The organism is Micromonospora sp. NPDC047756, assembly GCF_055587245.1.
Map to the genome: position 1 here is coordinate 396,374 of NZ_JBVJGQ010000002.1, position 16,226 is coordinate 412,599.

A 16,226-nucleotide genomic window follows, 5' to 3' on the forward strand; every position below is an offset into this window, starting at 1 on the left:
GCCGTACCCAGGCGGAGACGGAGATTTGTTGTGAGATTGTCCCGAGCCCTGCTCACCGTGCCCGCAGCCGCACTGGTCCTCGCGTTTCCGGGGGTCGCGCACGCCGACGAGAGCGTGCAGGTCCAGTTGCAGGACCTCAACGAGACCGGTGCCACCGGAACCGCCACGTTGACCGCGACGAGCGGCGGTGACCTGAAGGTCATGATCCGGTCGAAGGGCATGACGCCGAACTCGCCGCACGCCCAGCACGTGCACGGCGCGGCGAACGGCATGGACTTCCACTGCCCGGACAAGTCCGCCGACGCCAACGGCAACGGCTTCGTCAGCACCGAGGAGGGCCTGAAGATGTACGGGGACATCTTCATCTCGCTGACCACCACCGGCGACACGACCAAGGCCAGCGGCTTGGCGGTGGACCGGATGCCGAAGGCCGACGCGAACGGCAACCTCCGTTACGAGCGCACCATCCCGGCTGCCGAACTGCCCAAGGGGACCATCGAGCACCTGAAGGACCTGCACCTCGTGCAGCACGGCATCGACGCCAACAAGAACGGCACGTACGACATGGAAGCGCTCGGCGAGTCGACGTTCGCCAAGTCCATCGGCGTCAACGGCATCCCCGCCGAGGCCACCGACCCCGCGACGTGCGGCATGGTCAGCGGCGCGGCCGCCGGCTCCGTACCCGCGGGGGGTGTCGCCACCGGAGATGGCAGCACCTCCGGCGGATCGCCGATGATGATCTACGCGGTGGGTGGTCTCGCGTTGCTGGGCGCTGCCGGTGCGGTCGTCGCGCGACGACGGCTCGCCGGCGAGCGCTGAGCCGGCGGCGATCGTGACGGACACCGGCGACGCACCAGTGCCGGCCGGCCGTCGCCGGGGGCGTCACGCGCTCCTGGCGGCGGCCGGCATCCTCACCGTGACGGCGGTCCTGACGATCGGTGTCGCAGTCGCCAGGCGGGGCGGCGACCCGCCCGGACCCGACAGGTCCGCTGCGGCACCAGCCGCGAACGCGTCGCCTGTCCCGGCGAGCGGGCCGGGCGAGTTGACCTCGGGACCGCTGATGGCCGGTTCACCACCGACGCGGGTGTCGATCCCGTCGCTGAAGGCCACCGCCGCCATCGTCGCGCTCGGTCTGCAGGCGGACGGCGCGATGCAGGTTCCGGACAGCGCCACCGATGTGGGCTGGTTCACCAAGGCGCCGACGCCCGGCGCTCTCGGGCCGGCCGTGCTGGCCGGGCACGTCAACTGGAAGGGCCGCCGCGGGACGTTCTTCGACCTGGGCAAGCTGCCTGTCGGCGCCGGGATCACCGTCGATCGTCAGGATGGCAGCACCGCGATGTTCACCGTCACCAGGGTCGAGCAGCATCCCAAGGACCGCTTCCCCACCACCGAGGTGTACGGGGCGACCGACCATGCGGCGTTACGCCTGATCACCTGCGGCGGCGAGTTCGACGACACCACCCAGCACTACCGCGACAATGTCATCGTCTACGCGCGCCTCGCCCAGGCCCGTCCCGCCTAGACACGAGTGCGGCGGCACACCGGGCCGTCGACAGCACAGGGAGAGGACATGCCGAGAATGAGCGGCGACCCGGAACAGGGGCGGCGGTTGCGAGCGGTGCCGCCGGACACCGCGACCCCACCGAACGCCGACGACTTGCTGACGCGGGTGGCGCGGGGCGACGAGGCGGCGTTCGCCATGCTGTACGACGCCGTGGCGGGCAGGGTCCTCGGGCTGGCCCGGCGGGTCGTGCGCGATCCGGCGCAGGCGGAGGAGGTGACGCAGGAGGTGATGGTCGAGGTGTGGCGCACCGCCGGCCGCTTCGACGCCGGCCGGGGATCCGCGTCGGCGTGGATCCTCACCATGGCGCACCGCCGCGCGGTGGACCGGGTGCGCTCCGAACAGGCCCACACCGACCGTGCTCTGCGGGTCGCCGCGACCGAGACACACGTTCCCTACGACGAGGTGGTCGAGGATGTCAGCGCCCGGTTGGAGCGGGAGCAGGTCCGCCGGTGCCTGGGCCGGCTGACGCCGGTGCAGCGGGAGTCGGTGACCCTGGCCTACTACGGCGGTCACACCTACCGAGAGGTCGCCGAGAAGTTGCAGACGCCGCTGCCGACGGTGAAGACGCGGATGCGCGACGGACTCATCCGGATGCGCGACTGCCTGGGCATCGAGATGGAGGGACGGGCATGAGCGCCGATGTGCACACCCTCGCTGGTGCGTACGTCCTGGACGCGGTCGACGACGTTGAGCGGGCTGCGTTCGAGCGGCACCTGGCCGAGTGCGAGCCGTGCCGCGTCGAGGTGGCCGAGTTGCGGGAGACCGTCGCCCGCCTCGCCGATGACGCCGTCATCGAGGCGACCCCGCCGGGTCTGCGGGAGCGGACCCTCGCTCAGGTGGCCCGGACCCCGCAACTGCGGGTCAGCGCCCCGGGTGCCAGCGGCGGACTGCGGGCAGGCAGGTGGCGACAGCTCGCGGTGGCCGCCGCCGCGGCCGTCCTCGTCGCCGGTGGCGCGAGCGCGGTCACCTGGACCGTCAGCAACGATCGGATCAGCGACGAGCAGGCCGGCAGCGACCAGGACCGGCAGATCGCCGCCGTCCTGAACGCCCCGGACGCCCGGGTGTTCGAGCGGTCGCTGCCGCCCGGTGGTGCGGCCACAGTGGTGGTCTCCCGTGACCGCGACCGCGGTGTGGTGCTGCTGCGCGACCTGCCCGCGCCCGGTGCCGGGCGGATCTACGAGCTCTGGCTCATCCGGGGGAGTGAGCCCCGCAAGGTGGGACAACTCGCCGAGGGGGACAGGGCGTCGACCACTGTCATCGGCCCGGTCGCCGAGGCGGGCACGTTCGGGGTGTCCAACGAGCCCGTCGGTGGTTCCGTCGCCCCCACTCAGATCCTGGGTACGGTGGCGCTGAGCTGAGGTCACCCCACCCATCCGGACGGTGGACCGCTCCGAATCACCCACATGGATGACGAGCTGCTCGCCGGCCGGTACCGCAGGCTTCTGCTGATCGGGGACACCGCGACCTCGGGACGCGTCTGGCTGGCACGCGACGAGGTGCTTGATCGGCACGTCGCGCTCAAGCAGATCACCCTCCCGGGTTGGGTGAGCGACGCGGAGCGGTCCCGGCTGCGGAACAGAACGCTCGGGGAGGTACGCGGCCTGGCCGGGCTGGATCATCCGGGCGTGGTCGCGATGTGGGACGTGCTGAGCACCGACGGATATCTGTGGCTCGTCATGGAGCACGTGCCCTCCCGGTCCCTGTCCGAGGTGGTTGTCGGCGACGGTCCGCTGGCGCCGGCCGAGGTGGCGCGGGTCGGCCTGCACCTGATCGCGGCACTGGGTGCCGCCCACGCGAGGGGAGTCACGCATCGGGAGGTCCGGCCGCAGAACGTGCTGTTCGCCGACGACGGACGGGTCATGCTCGGTGGGTTCGGTCTGTCGATCTTCGACTCCCGGGATCCCACGACCGTCACCGCGGGGAGCCTGTCGACGGTCCAGTACACCGCACCGGAGCGTGCCCGCGACGGCAGGGCCACTCCCGCGACCGACCTGTGGGCCCTCGGTGCGACGCTCTACCTGGCTGCGGAGGGCCGTCCGCCATGGAGCCGGCCATCGACCCTGGCCATGCTTGCCGCCCTGGCCACCGAGGCGCCGGACCGGATGACCGTCCTGCCGCTCGAACCCGCGATCACCGGTCTCCTGCTGCGCAACCCCCGCCAACGCCTCTCCGCGCAGGAGGCCCGCGACCAGCTGGAGCAGGTGGCCGCGGCGACGCCCGTGCCGGTGGCGCGGGCGGGCCGATGGGCGCGGGTGCGCGCCACGTCGCGCCGGCGAACCCGGGCCGTCACGCCGACGGCGTCGACCGCCGCGGACGCGATCACCACAATGGTCATTCCGGTCGTGACCCCCACCACCCGCGATCGGACGACCGGCTGGGCGTTCGCCGGTGCCGTGGTGGGCCTGCTGGCGGTCGCGGCCGTCGTCGTCACGGCAACCGGTGCGGTGATCGGCGGCTGGCGCGGCCAGGACAGCCTTCCGGCGGCCGAACCAGGCGGTGCGGCCGCCGGCGTGGTGGAATCGACTGCGCCGGCACCGCCGGCCCACCCCTGCCTGGGGGACGCCGACTCCAACGAGGCCGAGCCGCTGCGAGCGCCCGGCGCACCGCTGCCGTACGCCCTGCCGAACGGGTGGGCGTGGCACCAGGACCCGGCCGGTTTCCTGTTGGCGGTGCCCGAGGGATGGAGCCGGCACACCGAGGGTGCACTGGTGTGCTTCCGCGATCCCGCCGAGGTCCGAGCCATCGCCGTCGACCCCGCCGCGACAGCTTCCGCCGTACCGTCGAAGCGGTGGGAGGCCGCCGAGCGCGACGCGCTGACCACCGGAGCGCTCGCCGGCTACCAGAGGATCAGTATCGGGCCGGTCATCCGCCCGGGCGGCGCGGCGGAGTGGGAGTACACCTGCGACCAGGCCGGCGGCACGCGGCTGCACGCCCGCCGGCTGCTGATCAACGAGAGCAAGGCCCGCGCTTACAGCTTGTCCTGGATCACTCAGGACAGCCGGTGGAACGAGACCGAGCCGCTCCAACGACTGGCGCTGGCAAGCATCCGCCTCGACTGACGCGGCGGTTGCCGGTGTGCGCCTGAGGGTGGACGCGTGTGGGAGGGGTGCGGCCCGACACCCCACCCGATGGTCACTGCCGCAGGAGCAGGGCGAGGTCGAGGACCACGTGCCCGTTGAACACGCCTGTCGTCTGAGCCGCGCCGGTGAGGAGGTCGACCCGGTACAGCCGGGAGCCGCCGATGCCGTTGAGGACGGCGTAGGCGTTGTTGGCCACCGCGCGGTCTCCACTCAGCGGGCTGTGGATGTCGAAGCCTGCGTGGAGGTTCGCGTTCACCCCCAGTGCGCCGGTGGCGGCCAGTTGCCCCGAGTTCGCGGGGGATTGCAGGACAACCTGGTCGAGGGTGGTGTCGATGTCGAACAGGGTGGTAGCGGTGGCGGGGTTCAGGTCGTTGTTGGTGTAAGCCGCAGCGGTGACGCCGACGGCGGCGGTGCTGGGCGGGTAGGTGAGAGGGCCGTCGACAAGGGTCGTGCCGCCGGGGTTGATGTTGTGGCGTAGGTTCTGCCCGGTGTCGCTGATGATCCGGAGTCGGTCGGCGGCGGGGTTGAAGTCGACGCCGAACGACGTGCCGCTCAGTGCGACGGTCAGCTGGCTGATCTTCGTGGCCGCCGCGGTGCGCGTGTTCAGCGCGTAGATGCCGCCGTTGTTGCCGACGCCGTAGAGCCGTCCGTCCTGGACGCGAAAGTCGATGCCGATGAGCGCTTCGCTGCCGGGCAGGTCGACCGGGCCGATGGTGCAGGCCAGAGCGGGGCGGTTGGCGGCGAACTTGATCAGGCGCTGACCGTCGGTGAGACCGATGGCGACGAGCCCGTTCCGGCCTCCGGCGTTCAGCAGGTCCCACAGCAGGGTGCAGGTCCCAGTGCCCAACGAGGGCAGGCCGCGAGCCGGGATGCTCGCTGCGGTGCGGTGGCTTGGTGGGGCGGCGGTGACGGGCGTCGCGGTGATCGGGATGCTGACGACGATGAGTGTGGCGGCTGCGAGCAGCCCCCGGCGAAGCGTACGGTGCATGAGAGGCACTTCCTTGATCAGATGCACCGTCGGACTCCTCGGCGGAATCCGACGCCGTTGTCCGGCGACGGTGCAGGGATGAATTCCCTGCTCAGAGCCTATGTAGAGGCGATCCGCAGCATCTGTCGGGATTCGGCCTTTCCTTCAACTTTCGCACCTTCTGCACGGTGCAGTCGACGTGCGGCGACCAACCACACCCGACAGGGTCGGAAAAGCAATCCGGCTCAGGGCGTTGGCGCCCTGAGCCGGATCAACTCTTGCCGATCAGGTGACGTTGATGTCGCTGCACCACATGTAGGTCTGGTCCAGGTGCGACGCCCGCCAGAGCACGAACAGGATGTGGTTTCCGCTGCGGGACGGGAGCGAGACGTTGAACGAGATGTTCTGCGCCGGCGCGTAGCGCCCAGTCGTCGTGATCAGGTCGAGGTTGCCCCACCCGAGCTTCTGGGTGGATGGGTTGAACCCCTGCTTGGTGACGTAGACCTGGAAGTAGTCAGCGCCGTGGCTGGCCTGGTCGTACAGCTGGACCGTGAGGTTGCGGCTGACGGTGGTCGTCCTCCACGCCCCTGGCTGGTTCACGCTGTCGTTCCTGGACAGAGCGTTGCTGCACAGCTGGCCGTCCGGGGTGCGGGCCTGGTACTGGCCGCCGAGCCCGTCCCGCAACTGGCTCATCCAGTTCCACATGGTGTCGGGGTTGGCCTGGAACGCCCGCCAACACATCGGGTCCTGCTGCTGCATGGCGGGGTTCATGTGCTGGTTGCCCCACGCCTTCCAGCACTGGTAGGCGCGGCTCATCGGGTTGATGATCGTGCCGTGGGCCTGGGCCGCCCCGGTGAAGGGCAGCATGCCGGCCACGATGGCGAACACCATGACGAATGCTCGCAGGGACCGACGGACTGGTGACCGGGATCGTCCGCCGGATCGATCGGACTTGAGTGAACGCACTGTTCATCCTCCGCTCTTCGGGACTGCAACTCAGAATGGGAACGCTCCCAAGCCAACTGTTGCATCTATCGACTTAGATATCAATGCTTATCTATCTATGGTCGGATGTGGATCGAGCTGACCGGGGTGTCCGCAGCCGCCCGGTTCGCAGCCGGGTGCGGGAGCGACCATGCCACCGGCCGCCCGGCGTGATCAGAGACCGGCTGCGGTGTCGTAGCGGCGCCGAAGGTCGATCATCTCCGACTCGGTCAGTGCTTCCCTGGTCGCCGGCTCGGCGTACTTCGGTGGGAACATCTGCCGCAGTCGGTCGATGAACATGACGTCGGCGGTCGCCTCGACCACCTGGATGCCCGGAGGTGTGGTGGACACGTCCATGATCACCGGGCCGGCCAGCTTGACCGCCACGTCCCAGGGGCGCTGCTTCTCGGCGACCCCGCAGAGGTGGAAGCCGTAGACCGTCTGCACGTCGGCGAGCGCGGTGGCCTCGGTCGGCTCGTAACCGTAGACGCGGACCCCGCAGATCACGGCCGCCTTCTCCGCGGCGGCCGCCGCCTGGGCCCCGTGGCCGGCGTGGTTGTGCTGCCCCGGATCCGCCTTCTCCAGCGTGGTGCGCATCCGAGCGACGATCTGCGACTGCAGATCCGCCGGCTTCGCCTCCGGGCCGGTCCGGTTGACCAGGACGACGGTGCCGGCCGACACCACCAGCAGGATCACCGCTACCCACACGAAGCGGTTGCGGTACCAACCCGCGAAGTTCTCTCGGGAAATCATTGTTGCTTCTCACCTCGTCGCCGGTTCTGGTGCTGGCAGGCCGAATCGGACGCGCCCGGCGGGTCAGGCGTCGAGCGCGTCAACCGTGGGGACACGTGCCGGGGGGGGGGGTTACCTACGGCGGGCGAGGATGATTGCCCGGCAAAGCGCCCGTCGCCGTAGAGGTGGCCCGGCGATCCGCCAGGCGAGCGTCCGCCGAGGCGGCGCGCTGCCGGCGCTGCGATGCTCCCGTGCTGGCCGTTCCCAGCGCGGTTGCCCCCGCGCTGCGGCGATATGAGCCATTCCAACACGTCTGGATCGGCTTCGCAACATCGACGAACATCAGCGAGAGTTCGGCCGGCCACCCGCACCCTCCTCGCCTGGGCGCTCAGCGCCGGCATCGGTGCCGGGTCTTCCGGAACGAGAACCGCGGCGGGCGCAACGGGGATTGGCTATGGTCGGTATAACCCGATTAGCCGCCTTCAAGGGGAAACATGAGTCGCCTGCCGTACGTGAACCCCGCCGACGCCCCGGCGCCGGTCCGCGAGACGTTGCAGGCCGCGCTTCCGCTGGGCTTCTTCCGCGTCATGGCCCACGCCGAGACGGCGTTTCCAGACTGGATGCGCTGGGGCGGCGCGCTGCTCAAGGACCTGGCCCTCGACCCGCTGCTCCGCGAAATCGCGATCCTGCGAGTCGCGCAGTTGAGCGACGTGACATACGAGTGGGTTCAGCACGAGCCGATCGCCCGCTCCGTCGGCGCCACGGACGAGATGATCCACGCGCTCGGCCGCGACGAGATCGGGGACGACTGTTTCACGGCGGAGCAACGGATCGTCCTGCGCTTCACGACCGACGTCGTCCGTGACGTCCGCCCGCCCGACGCCACCGTCACCGCGCTGACCGGGCTGCTCTCCCCGCGCGAGGTGGTCGAGCTGCTGATGGTGATCGGGCAGTACATGATGATCGCCCGGGTCGCCGCGGTGGCGGACCTCGACGTCGACAAGCCGATGGGCGCCGCCGTCTATGGTGCGCGGGCCTGACTAATGTCATGAGTGCCTGTGCGCACCGCATCGAAGGTCGTGACTAAGCGCACTGGAGCCCGCCACGTCCCGTCGATGAGACTCGATTCGACGCCGGAACAACAGCCGGCCGAGTTCGAGAGGCGGCGAGACGGTGGACGAACGCTACGACAGCTACTGCGCCGCGGATCGGTTGTTCTACGACTCGCTCGGCAGCGCCGTCGCGCAGCCCGTCTTCCCGGCCGCCGAACGACCGGTTCCGACCGGCTGGCGTCGTGAGCCGCTCGACGACTGGCTGATCTACGCGCCGGACGGCGGTTCGCTGCCGCAGCAGGGGTGGAAGATTCATGTGTCGGCGGGTCTGGCGAACGCCGAGCGGGTGCTGGACGCGGTCTGGAACTACTGCGTCCCCCGTGGCCTGTCCTTCAAGTTCCTGCGCGGGCCGCGCACGCTGCTGCTGCGCAACTCCAAGTACGCCGCCCGGGCCGCCAGCGGCAAGTTCGTCACCGTCTATCCGCGCGACGACGCGGAGCTGGAGCTGGCCTGCAAGGAACTCGACGAGCTGCTCACCGGCGAGACCGGGCCGTACATCCTCAGTGACCTCCGCTACGGCGCCGGCCCCGTCCACGTGCGCTACGGCGGCTTCGCCGCCCGCTACTGCCACTCGCCCGACGGCCAGGTGGTGCCGGCGATCGAGGACGACTCCGGCACGCTGGTGCCGGACCGCCGCGAGCCCGTCTTCCACGTACCCGCCTGGGTCACGTTGCCCGACTTCCTCGGACCGCACCTGGCCGCCCGCAACGACACCAGTACCAACGAGGTGCCGTACCGGATCGAACGGGTGATCCACTTCTCGAACGGCGGCGGGCTGTACGTGGGCAGGGACCTGCGCACCGACACCGAGGTGGTGCTCAAGGAGGCCCGACCGCATGCCGGCCTGGACGCCGACGGCACCGACGCCGTCGCCCGGCTGGCCGGCGAGGCGCAGGCCCTGCGGAAACTCGCCGACCTGCCGCAGGTGCCTCGGGTGCACGACGAGTTCGCCATCGGCGAGCACCGGTTCCTCGCGCTCGAGTTCATCGAGGGCCGACCGCTGAACAAGGTGCTGGTCGACCGGTACCCGCTGATCGACGCCGACGCGACCGACGGCGACCGGGCGGAGTACGCCCGGTGGGCCCGCCACACCTACGAACAGGTCGAATCCGTCGTGGCGGCGATCCACGAACGCGGTCTGGTCTACGGGGACCTGCACCTGTTCAACATCATGATCCGACCGGACGACCGGGTCGCCCTGGTCGACTTCGAGGTGGCCGCCCCGATCGCCGGGCACCGCCGACCCGGGCTGCGCAACCAGGGCTTCGCGGCCCCGAGGGACCGCAGCGGACCGGCGGTCGACCGGTACGCCCTGGCGTGCCTGCGGTTGGCGCTGTTCCTGCCACTGACCCAGCTCGTCCGGCTGGCCCCGGCGAAGGTGACTCACCTGGCCGACATCATCGCCGCGAACTTCCCGGTGCCGAGGTCCTTCCTCGATCCGGCGGTCGAGGAGATCACCGGTGAGCCGCGTGTCACCGCGGAACCGCAAGGGAATCCCGGCGTCGACGACTGGCGCCCGTCGCGGGACGGGTTGGCGACCGCGATCCTGGCCAGCGCCACCCCCGAGCGCGACGACCGGCTCTTTCCCGGTGACATCGAACAGTTCCGCAGCGGCGGTCTCAACCTCGCCCACGGGGCGGCGGGAGTGCTGCACGCGCTCGACAAGAGCGGCGCCGGACGGTGGCCCGAGCACGAAGAGTGGCTGGTGCGGCGGGCGACAGCGCCACCGTCCGGCACCCGCTGCGGCTTCTACGACGGGCTGCACGGCGTCGCCTACGCCCTCGCTCACCTCGGACGCCGCCAGGACGCGCTGGACGTTGTCGACATCTGCCTGCGGGAACCCCTCGACGGGCTCGACCACAGCCTGGCCAGCGGACTGTCCGGGATCGCGCTCAACCTGGCCGAGATGGCCGCGCGTACCGGTGAGGTGTCGCTGCACGACGCCGCATGGCGGGCCGCCGAGCGTGTGATCGGGCAACTGTCCGACGACCCGGGCCCGGACGTCAGCGGCGGACGAAACCCGTACGCCGGGCTGCTGCGCGGCCGGACCGGACCGGCGTTGATGCTGTTGCGGCTCTACGAGCTCAGCGGCGACGCCGAGTTGCTGGGGCACGCCGCCACGGCGCTGCGCCAGGATCTACGCCGGTGTGTGCTGCGCCCGGACGGTGCCCTGGAGGTCAACGAGGGCTGGCGCACCATGCCCTACCTGGCGCACGGCAGTGTCGGGATCGGGCTGGTCCTCGACCAGTACCTGCGTCACCGGGCCGACGAGCGGTTCGCCGAGGCGAGCGCAGGGGTCCGCCGAGCGGCGCGCTCACCGTTCTACGCGCAGTCCGGGCTGTTCGCCGGTCGGGCCGGCATCATCGCCTACCTCGCCGCCTCGACCGACCCCGCCGACCGCCTCGAACTCCGCGCGCAGGTGGACCGGCTGGCCTGGCACGCGCTGCCGTACCGGGAAGGGACCGCCTTCCCCGGTGAGCAGTTGTTGCGCCTCTCCATGGACTTCGGCACCGGCACCGCCGGCGTGCTGTACGCGCTGGCCAGCGCGCGGCACGACCAGCCGCCGGCGCTGCCCTTTCTCGCGCCCCTGCCGGGCGCGGACAGACTCCCTCGCGACAGCGGGGGCGACCCGATCGGCGAACGGATGGAAGGGAGGTGAACGACATGGCACTTCTGGACCTCCAGGGCCTGGAGATGGCTCCGGCCGACCGTACCGGTGGCGGTAGCCGGGCGAGCCTGCTGCTCTGCGGCGACAGCTCGCTCTCCGTCACGACCTGCAACTGATCCACGCACACGTGGGGCCCTGGGTGGGTAGACGTGCCCACCCAGGGCATCCGTGTTCCAACGGGAGGACCGATGCCGACGTTCGCCGCGGGGGACAGGCTGCTGCGGCAGACGGTCCTGGCGGGCGGCGGCTGGACGGCTGCACTCGCGGCGGTCGCGCTGCTCGGCGCGGCCGCCGAGCTGTTGCTCCCCGCGGTCCTCGGGCGCGCCGTCGACGCCGCCCTCGACGGCGGCTCCGCCGGGTGGGCGGTGTCCGCCGGCGCCCTTGTCGTCGTCCTCATCTGCGTCGACACCCTGACGGACCTGGCCAGCGGGTACGGTGCGGCGCGCGCCACCGCCGGGCTGCGCCGGAGTCTCCTGCGTCACCTGTTCGCCGTGGACGTCCGGGCCACCCGCCGGTACCCGGTGGGTGACCTCGTCGGCCGACTGGTCGGCCAGGCCGCCGACGCGGGACAAGCCGGCAACGCGGTGGTCCTGGCCATCGTGGCGGTGCTTCCGCCGCTCGGCAGCGTCGTCGCGCTCGCCATCATGGAACCGGTCCTCGGAGTCACCCTGCTCGCCGGTCTCGGTCTGCTCGCCGTCCTCATGCGCGCCTTCGTGGCCGACGCCTCGACCGCGACCGCCGGCTACCAACGGGTCCTCGGCGACATCGCCGGCCGGCTGTTGGAGTCGCTCAGCGGTGCCCGGACCATCGCCGCCGCCGGCACCACCCGCCGCGAGGAGGACCGGGTGCTGGCGGCCCTACCGGAGCTGGACCGGCACGGCCGGCGGACCTGGGGACTGCTGGCCCGGGCGAGTGCGCGCACCTCGGCCGTGGCGCCGCTGCTGAATCTGAGCGTCATCGCGGTCGGCGGGTACGCCCTGACCGCAGGCTGGCTCACACCGGGTGAGCTGGTCGCCGCGGTCCGGTACGCGGCCATGGGCGCCGGGCTCGGTGCGGTGCTCGCCACCCTGAACCACCTGGTCCGCAGCCGCGCGGGAGCGCACCGCGTCGCCGAGCTGCTGACACAGCCCTCCACGCCGGTGGGCGATCGGCCCCTTCCACCCGGCGGCGGCGCCCTGCGACTGCGTGGGGTGTGCGTGCACGCCGACGACGGGCGACCCGTCCTGGACGGCGTCGACCTGGACGTGCCGGCCGGCGCGACAGTGGCCGTCGTCGGGGCGTCCGGTGCCGGCAAGTCGACCCTGGCGGCCGTGGCGGGACGCCTGTACGACCCCGACCGCGGTGAGGTGTGCCTCGACGGGGTGCCGCTGCGGGACCTCGACGCGATGGCGCTGCGTCGGGCCGTCGGCTACGCCTTCGACCGGCCGGTGCTGATCGGCGTGACCGTCCACGACGCGATCGGCTTGGCGCTGCCGGTCGACTCGGCGGTGCCGCCGGCCGACGGAAGCCCGGCCACGCCAGCGGTTCTGCGGGCGGCCCGGATGGCGGCGGTCGCCGACGTGATCGAGCGTCTGCCCGGCGGTTACCGCACCCCACTGGTGGACACACCGCTCTCCGGGGGCGAGACCCAACGCCTCGGCCTGGCCCGCGCGTTCGCCGCCGAACGGCTGCTCATCCTCGACGACGCCATGTCCAGTCTCGACACCGCCACCGAACACCGCATCACCGAGGCGGTTCTCGGGCGCGCCGGGGGGCGTACCCGACTGGTGGTCACCCACCGGACCGCGGCGGCCGCGGCCGCCGACCTGGTCGCCTGGCTCGACGGCGGTCGGCTGCGCGGCCTGGCGCCGCACCGGCAACTGTGGGCCGACCCGGACTACCGTGCCGTCTTCCAGCCGGCCGGCGGTGGGTCGTGAGCCGTCCCGGCGTACGCCGGGTGACCTGGCGGGCGCTGCGGGCCCGCCGGTGGGAACTCGCCGGGCTCGGCGGCTGGTCGGTTGTCGAGTCGCTGCCCGCGCTGCTCGCCGGCTATCTGGTCGCCCGCGCCGTCGACGAGGGTTTCCTGGCCGGACGTCTCCTCACCGGCCTGGCCTGGCTGGGGGTCCTCGCCGTGGCCGTGCTGGTCGGCGCGGCAGCCACCGGCCGGACGTACCGGAGCCTCGGCGCGGTGGTCGAGCCGTTCCGCGACGAGGTGGCCGCCCAGGTGATCCGGGGCGCGCTCCGCGACGCCACCAGGGCGGGTGGCCGCCCGGACAGCGCCGCGGTGACCCGGCTGACCCACCAGATGGAGATCGTCCGCGACACCTTCGCCGGTCTGCTGATGGTGACCCGCGGCTTCCTCTTCTCCGCCGGCGCGGCCCTGCTCGGCCTGCTCGCGCTGGCGCCGGTGGTGGCGGCGCTGGCATTCGCCCCGCTGGTCGTCGGTCTGGTCGTGTTCCTCGCCGCGCTGCCGTCGATGGTCACGCACCAGCGCGCCTACGTCCGGGCCGGTGAACAGCTCGGCCAGTCCGCGGCGACCGCCCTGGCCGCTCACCGTGACGTGCTGGCCTGCGGCGCCCAGGCACGCGTGTCGGCGGAGGTGGAACGCTGGGTGTCGGCGCAGGCCGCCGCCGAAGGCATGCTCGCCCGGATGGCGGCGATCCGCAGCCTCAGCCTCGGCATCGGCGGCTGGCTGCCACTGCTGGTGCTGATGGTGACCGCCCCGTGGCTGGTCGAGCGTGGTCTCACCGCCGGCGCGGTGCTGGGCGCGCTGATCTACGTCTCCACCGGGCTGCAACCCGCCCTGCACACCCTGGTGCAGGGCCTCGGCGGAGGCGGGCTGCGCTACGCGGTCACCCTGGAGAACATCCTGCGCGCTCATCCGGCCGCCGACGACCCGCTCCCGTCAGCCCTCACCACCCGGGCGCCCCGCTGCCGGCCACCCGCCGGCCCTGCCGATCGGCCGGCGGCCGTCGAGATCCGGGGACTGACCTTCAGCTACGGCCCGCGCGCCCGGCCCGTCCTGCGGAACTTCTCGCTGACACTGGCCGACCGGGACCATCTCGCCGTTGTCGGCCCGAGCGGTGCGGGCAAGTCCACACTGGCCTCCCTGATGGCCGGCATCGTGCCGTCGCAGGCAGGCACGGTCCACCTGGCCGGCACGGGGGTCACCGAGATCGAGCCGGCCGACCTCGCCCGGATGCGAGTGCTGGTGCCCCAGGAGGCGTACGTCTTCACCGGCAGACTCGCCGACAACCTCCGCTACCTCCGGCCGGACGCCGACGACGACACGCTGGAGGCCGCCCTCGACCTGCTCGGCGCGCGTCCCCTGGCGACCCGCCTGGGCGGCCTGGACGCGCCGGTCACGCCGGCCCTGCTCTCCGCCGGCGAGCGGCAGCTCGTCGCGGCGGTCCGGGCCTGGCTGGCACCCGCCCCGCTGGCGGTCCTCGACGAGGCGACCTGCCACCTGGACCCGGCGCTGGAAGCGACGGTCGAGGCCGCCTTCGCCCGGCGGCCCGGCACCCTCGTGGTGATCGCGCACCGGATCAGTTCCGCGTTGCGGGCCGGACGGGTGCTGGTCCTCGACGGCGACGAGCCCGTCCTGGGGACGCACGAACAGTTGATGGCCCGCTCGGCCACCTACCGGGTGCTCGTCGGCTGCTGGGACGACCCGGTGGTGCCGTCCCCGGCGGCGGCGCGGCAGAGCTGAACCCCGCGCGGCGGCGCCGGTCAGATCCAGCCCGCCTCGCCGGCCATCCGCACGGCCTCCACCCGGGTACGCGCGCCCACCTTGCGGGCGATCCGACCGAGATGGTTGCGGACGGTGCCACGGGTGAGCCCGAGCGACTCCGCCACCTCCGCGACCGGCGCACCCGCGGCCGTCAGCCGCAACACCTCCGTCTCGCGGCTGGTCAGTGGGCCGTCCGAGTGCAGCGCGGCCACCACGAGATCCGCGTCGAGCACGGGCTCCCGGCGGGCGAGCCGGCGGATCCCGTCGATGACCCGCTGGGGGGCGGCGTCACTGCGCAGGATGCCCACCGCCCGGGTCGGGCACAACATGCCTCGCAGGCGTCGGGCCCGATGCGGGTGTGCCAGCACCAGGACGGGACACCGGCCGAGACGGTCGGGATCGACTCCCTCGACGAAGTCGAGGTCGGCCACCACCACGTCGGGGCTCTGCGCGCGGACGGCCGCGGAGACCTCGTCGCCGCGATCCACCTCCGCCACGACACGAATGTCGTCCTCGGCGGCGAGGACGAGCGACAGCGCGCCCAGAACCAGGGCGCCGTCCAAGGCCAGCAGGGTACGGATCACGACGAACCTTCCCGCACTCCGACAATGATCACGTTACGTCAATATTCAAACACGCATCCGGTGGGGTCGCACGGCGACGGGTGGGCTCGGACATCGCCTCCGAACCCACCCCCGACGGCTACAACCAGCCGTTACGCCGCGCGTGCGACACCGCCTCCAACCGGTTGCGCGCCCCGGTCTTGCGCAGAATCACCGACAGGTGATTGCGCACCGTTCCGTGTGCCAGATAGAGGCGGACGGCGATCTCCTTCAGGGGCAGACCGTCGGCCGCCAACCGCAGCACGTCCATCTCCCGAGGCGTCAACGGCATCTCCGGAGGGCTCAGCGCCGCGATCGCCGCGGCGGGGTCGATCGCGCGCTCCCCGACCGCGAGCGCGCGGATCGCGCGCACCAACTCGTCCAGCGAGCTGTCCTTCCCGACCAGACCGCGCGCGCCGGCTGCCAGTGCGGCCTCCACCAGCGCCGGGCTCCAGCGGGGGCTCATCGCCAGCACGGCGGCGTGCGGCGCCTCGACGTCGATGCGGGCGACCACCTCCACCGGGTCGGGCAGCTCCGGTGTCAGTGCCAGCACCACCACCTGCGGTCGGCACCGCCGGACCGCCGTCAACAGCTCACCGACACCCTCGACGTCGGCGACCACCTCCATGTCCTCCTCACGTGACAGCGCGGCGCAGAGCGCCCCGCGGAGCAAACCCATGTCCTCGGCGACGACAACGTGGATCACCACGTCTTCTCCGATCTCCGGTACGCGTCACGACGGCCACCGACCCCGGAACGTCCACGGGTCGTCGGGACGGTCGTGCGCTACAGACAGGTAGGCGTCGGC

Annotated in this window: 15 protein-coding genes; 10 read left to right on the forward strand and 5 right to left on the reverse strand. The window is 71.9% G+C overall.

All coding sequences use genetic code 11. The annotated features are described in order from the left end of the window. Window positions 1-30 precede the first annotated feature (30 nt). The 5 genes from ACZ6NZ_RS06890 to ACZ6NZ_RS06910 all read left to right on the forward strand — a co-directional run bounded on the left by ACZ6NZ_RS06890 (window position 31) and on the right by ACZ6NZ_RS06910 (window position 4,623). Window positions 31-819 (forward strand): hypothetical protein, encoded by a 789-nt coding sequence (locus tag ACZ6NZ_RS06890; protein WP_465856501.1) that lies wholly within the window; start codon window positions 31-33, stop codon window positions 817-819. A gap of 241 nt (window positions 820-1,060) precedes the next feature. After that, a complete protein-coding gene (locus ACZ6NZ_RS06895) occupies window positions 1,061-1,522 on the forward strand; it encodes a class F sortase (RefSeq protein WP_366609055.1) in 462 nt (153 codons plus the stop codon). A 48-nt stretch (window positions 1,523-1,570) separates the two neighbouring features. Continuing rightward, window positions 1,571-2,197, forward strand: a complete 627-nt coding sequence (locus ACZ6NZ_RS06900; RefSeq protein WP_465856503.1) for a sigma-70 family RNA polymerase sigma factor — start codon at window positions 1,571-1,573, stop codon at window positions 2,195-2,197. Continuing rightward, entirely contained in the window at window positions 2,194-2,922 is a 729-nt protein-coding gene (locus ACZ6NZ_RS06905) for an anti-sigma factor (RefSeq protein ID WP_465856505.1), read from the forward strand. The genes ACZ6NZ_RS06900 and ACZ6NZ_RS06905 overlap by 4 nt, the downstream gene beginning before the upstream one ends. Window positions 2,923-2,967: 45 nt before the next feature. Next, a complete protein-coding gene (locus ACZ6NZ_RS06910) occupies window positions 2,968-4,623 on the forward strand; it encodes a serine/threonine-protein kinase (protein ID WP_465856507.1) in 1,656 nt (551 codons plus the stop codon). Between the two features lie 73 nt (window positions 4,624-4,696). Here ACZ6NZ_RS06910 and ACZ6NZ_RS06915 read toward each other — a convergent pair whose 3' ends face one another. The 3 genes from ACZ6NZ_RS06915 to ACZ6NZ_RS06925 form a co-directional block, all read right to left on the reverse strand. Beyond that, window positions 4,697-5,632 carry a DUF4394 domain-containing protein gene (locus ACZ6NZ_RS06915; protein WP_465856509.1) on the reverse strand — a complete coding sequence of 312 codons (936 nt, stop codon included), beginning with the start codon at window positions 5,630-5,632 and terminating at the stop codon, window positions 4,697-4,699. 264 nt (window positions 5,633-5,896) lie between these two features. Beyond that, window positions 5,897-6,502, reverse strand: coding sequence for a lytic polysaccharide monooxygenase auxiliary activity family 9 protein (locus ACZ6NZ_RS06920; RefSeq protein WP_366609060.1), 606 nt, complete (start codon window positions 6,500-6,502; stop codon window positions 5,897-5,899). 267 nt (window positions 6,503-6,769) lie between these two features. Then, on the reverse strand, window positions 6,770-7,348 hold the full coding sequence (locus tag ACZ6NZ_RS06925) for a hypothetical protein (RefSeq protein ID WP_465856512.1): 579 nt from the start codon (window positions 7,346-7,348) through the stop codon (window positions 6,770-6,772). A 473-nt stretch (window positions 7,349-7,821) separates the two neighbouring features. Between ACZ6NZ_RS06925 and ACZ6NZ_RS06930 the strand changes: the two genes are divergently transcribed. The 5 genes from ACZ6NZ_RS06930 (at window position 7,822) to ACZ6NZ_RS06950 (ending at window position 14,795) form a co-directional block, all read left to right on the forward strand. Continuing rightward, window positions 7,822-8,367: a carboxymuconolactone decarboxylase family protein gene (locus ACZ6NZ_RS06930; RefSeq protein ID WP_465856514.1), complete on the forward strand. Its 546-nt coding sequence runs from the start codon at window positions 7,822-7,824 to the stop codon at window positions 8,365-8,367. A 133-nt stretch (window positions 8,368-8,500) separates the two neighbouring features. After that, window positions 8,501-11,098 carry a class III lanthionine synthetase LanKC gene (gene lanKC, locus ACZ6NZ_RS06935; protein ID WP_465856516.1) on the forward strand — a complete coding sequence of 866 codons (2,598 nt, stop codon included), beginning with the start codon at window positions 8,501-8,503 and terminating at the stop codon, window positions 11,096-11,098. Window positions 11,099-11,103: 5 nt separating this feature from the next. Beyond that, the gene (locus ACZ6NZ_RS06940; RefSeq protein WP_013734295.1) at window positions 11,104-11,223 is read left to right on the forward strand and encodes a SapB/AmfS family lanthipeptide; all 120 of its coding nucleotides are present in this window, start codon (window positions 11,104-11,106) and stop codon (window positions 11,221-11,223) included. 72 nt (window positions 11,224-11,295) lie between these two features. Further along, a complete protein-coding gene (locus tag ACZ6NZ_RS06945; RefSeq protein ID WP_465856520.1) occupies window positions 11,296-13,023 on the forward strand; it encodes an ABC transporter ATP-binding protein in 1,728 nt (575 codons plus the stop codon). Beyond that, on the forward strand, window positions 13,020-14,795 hold the full coding sequence (locus ACZ6NZ_RS06950; RefSeq protein WP_465856522.1) for an ATP-binding cassette domain-containing protein: 1,776 nt from the start codon (window positions 13,020-13,022) through the stop codon (window positions 14,793-14,795). The genes ACZ6NZ_RS06945 and ACZ6NZ_RS06950 overlap by 4 nt, the downstream gene beginning before the upstream one ends. Window positions 14,796-14,815: 20 nt before the next feature. On the opposite strand, the gene ACZ6NZ_RS06955 is transcribed toward ACZ6NZ_RS06950, so the two are convergent. Together ACZ6NZ_RS06955 and ACZ6NZ_RS06960 are read right to left on the reverse strand one after the other, a co-directional pair. Next, window positions 14,816-15,400: a response regulator transcription factor gene (locus ACZ6NZ_RS06955; protein ID WP_366609066.1), complete on the reverse strand. Its 585-nt coding sequence runs from the start codon at window positions 15,398-15,400 to the stop codon at window positions 14,816-14,818. Between the two features lie 118 nt (window positions 15,401-15,518). Next, the gene (locus tag ACZ6NZ_RS06960) at window positions 15,519-16,124 is read right to left on the reverse strand and encodes a response regulator transcription factor (RefSeq protein WP_465856524.1); all 606 of its coding nucleotides are present in this window, start codon (window positions 16,122-16,124) and stop codon (window positions 15,519-15,521) included. Between the last annotated feature and the right edge of the window lie 102 nt (window positions 16,125-16,226).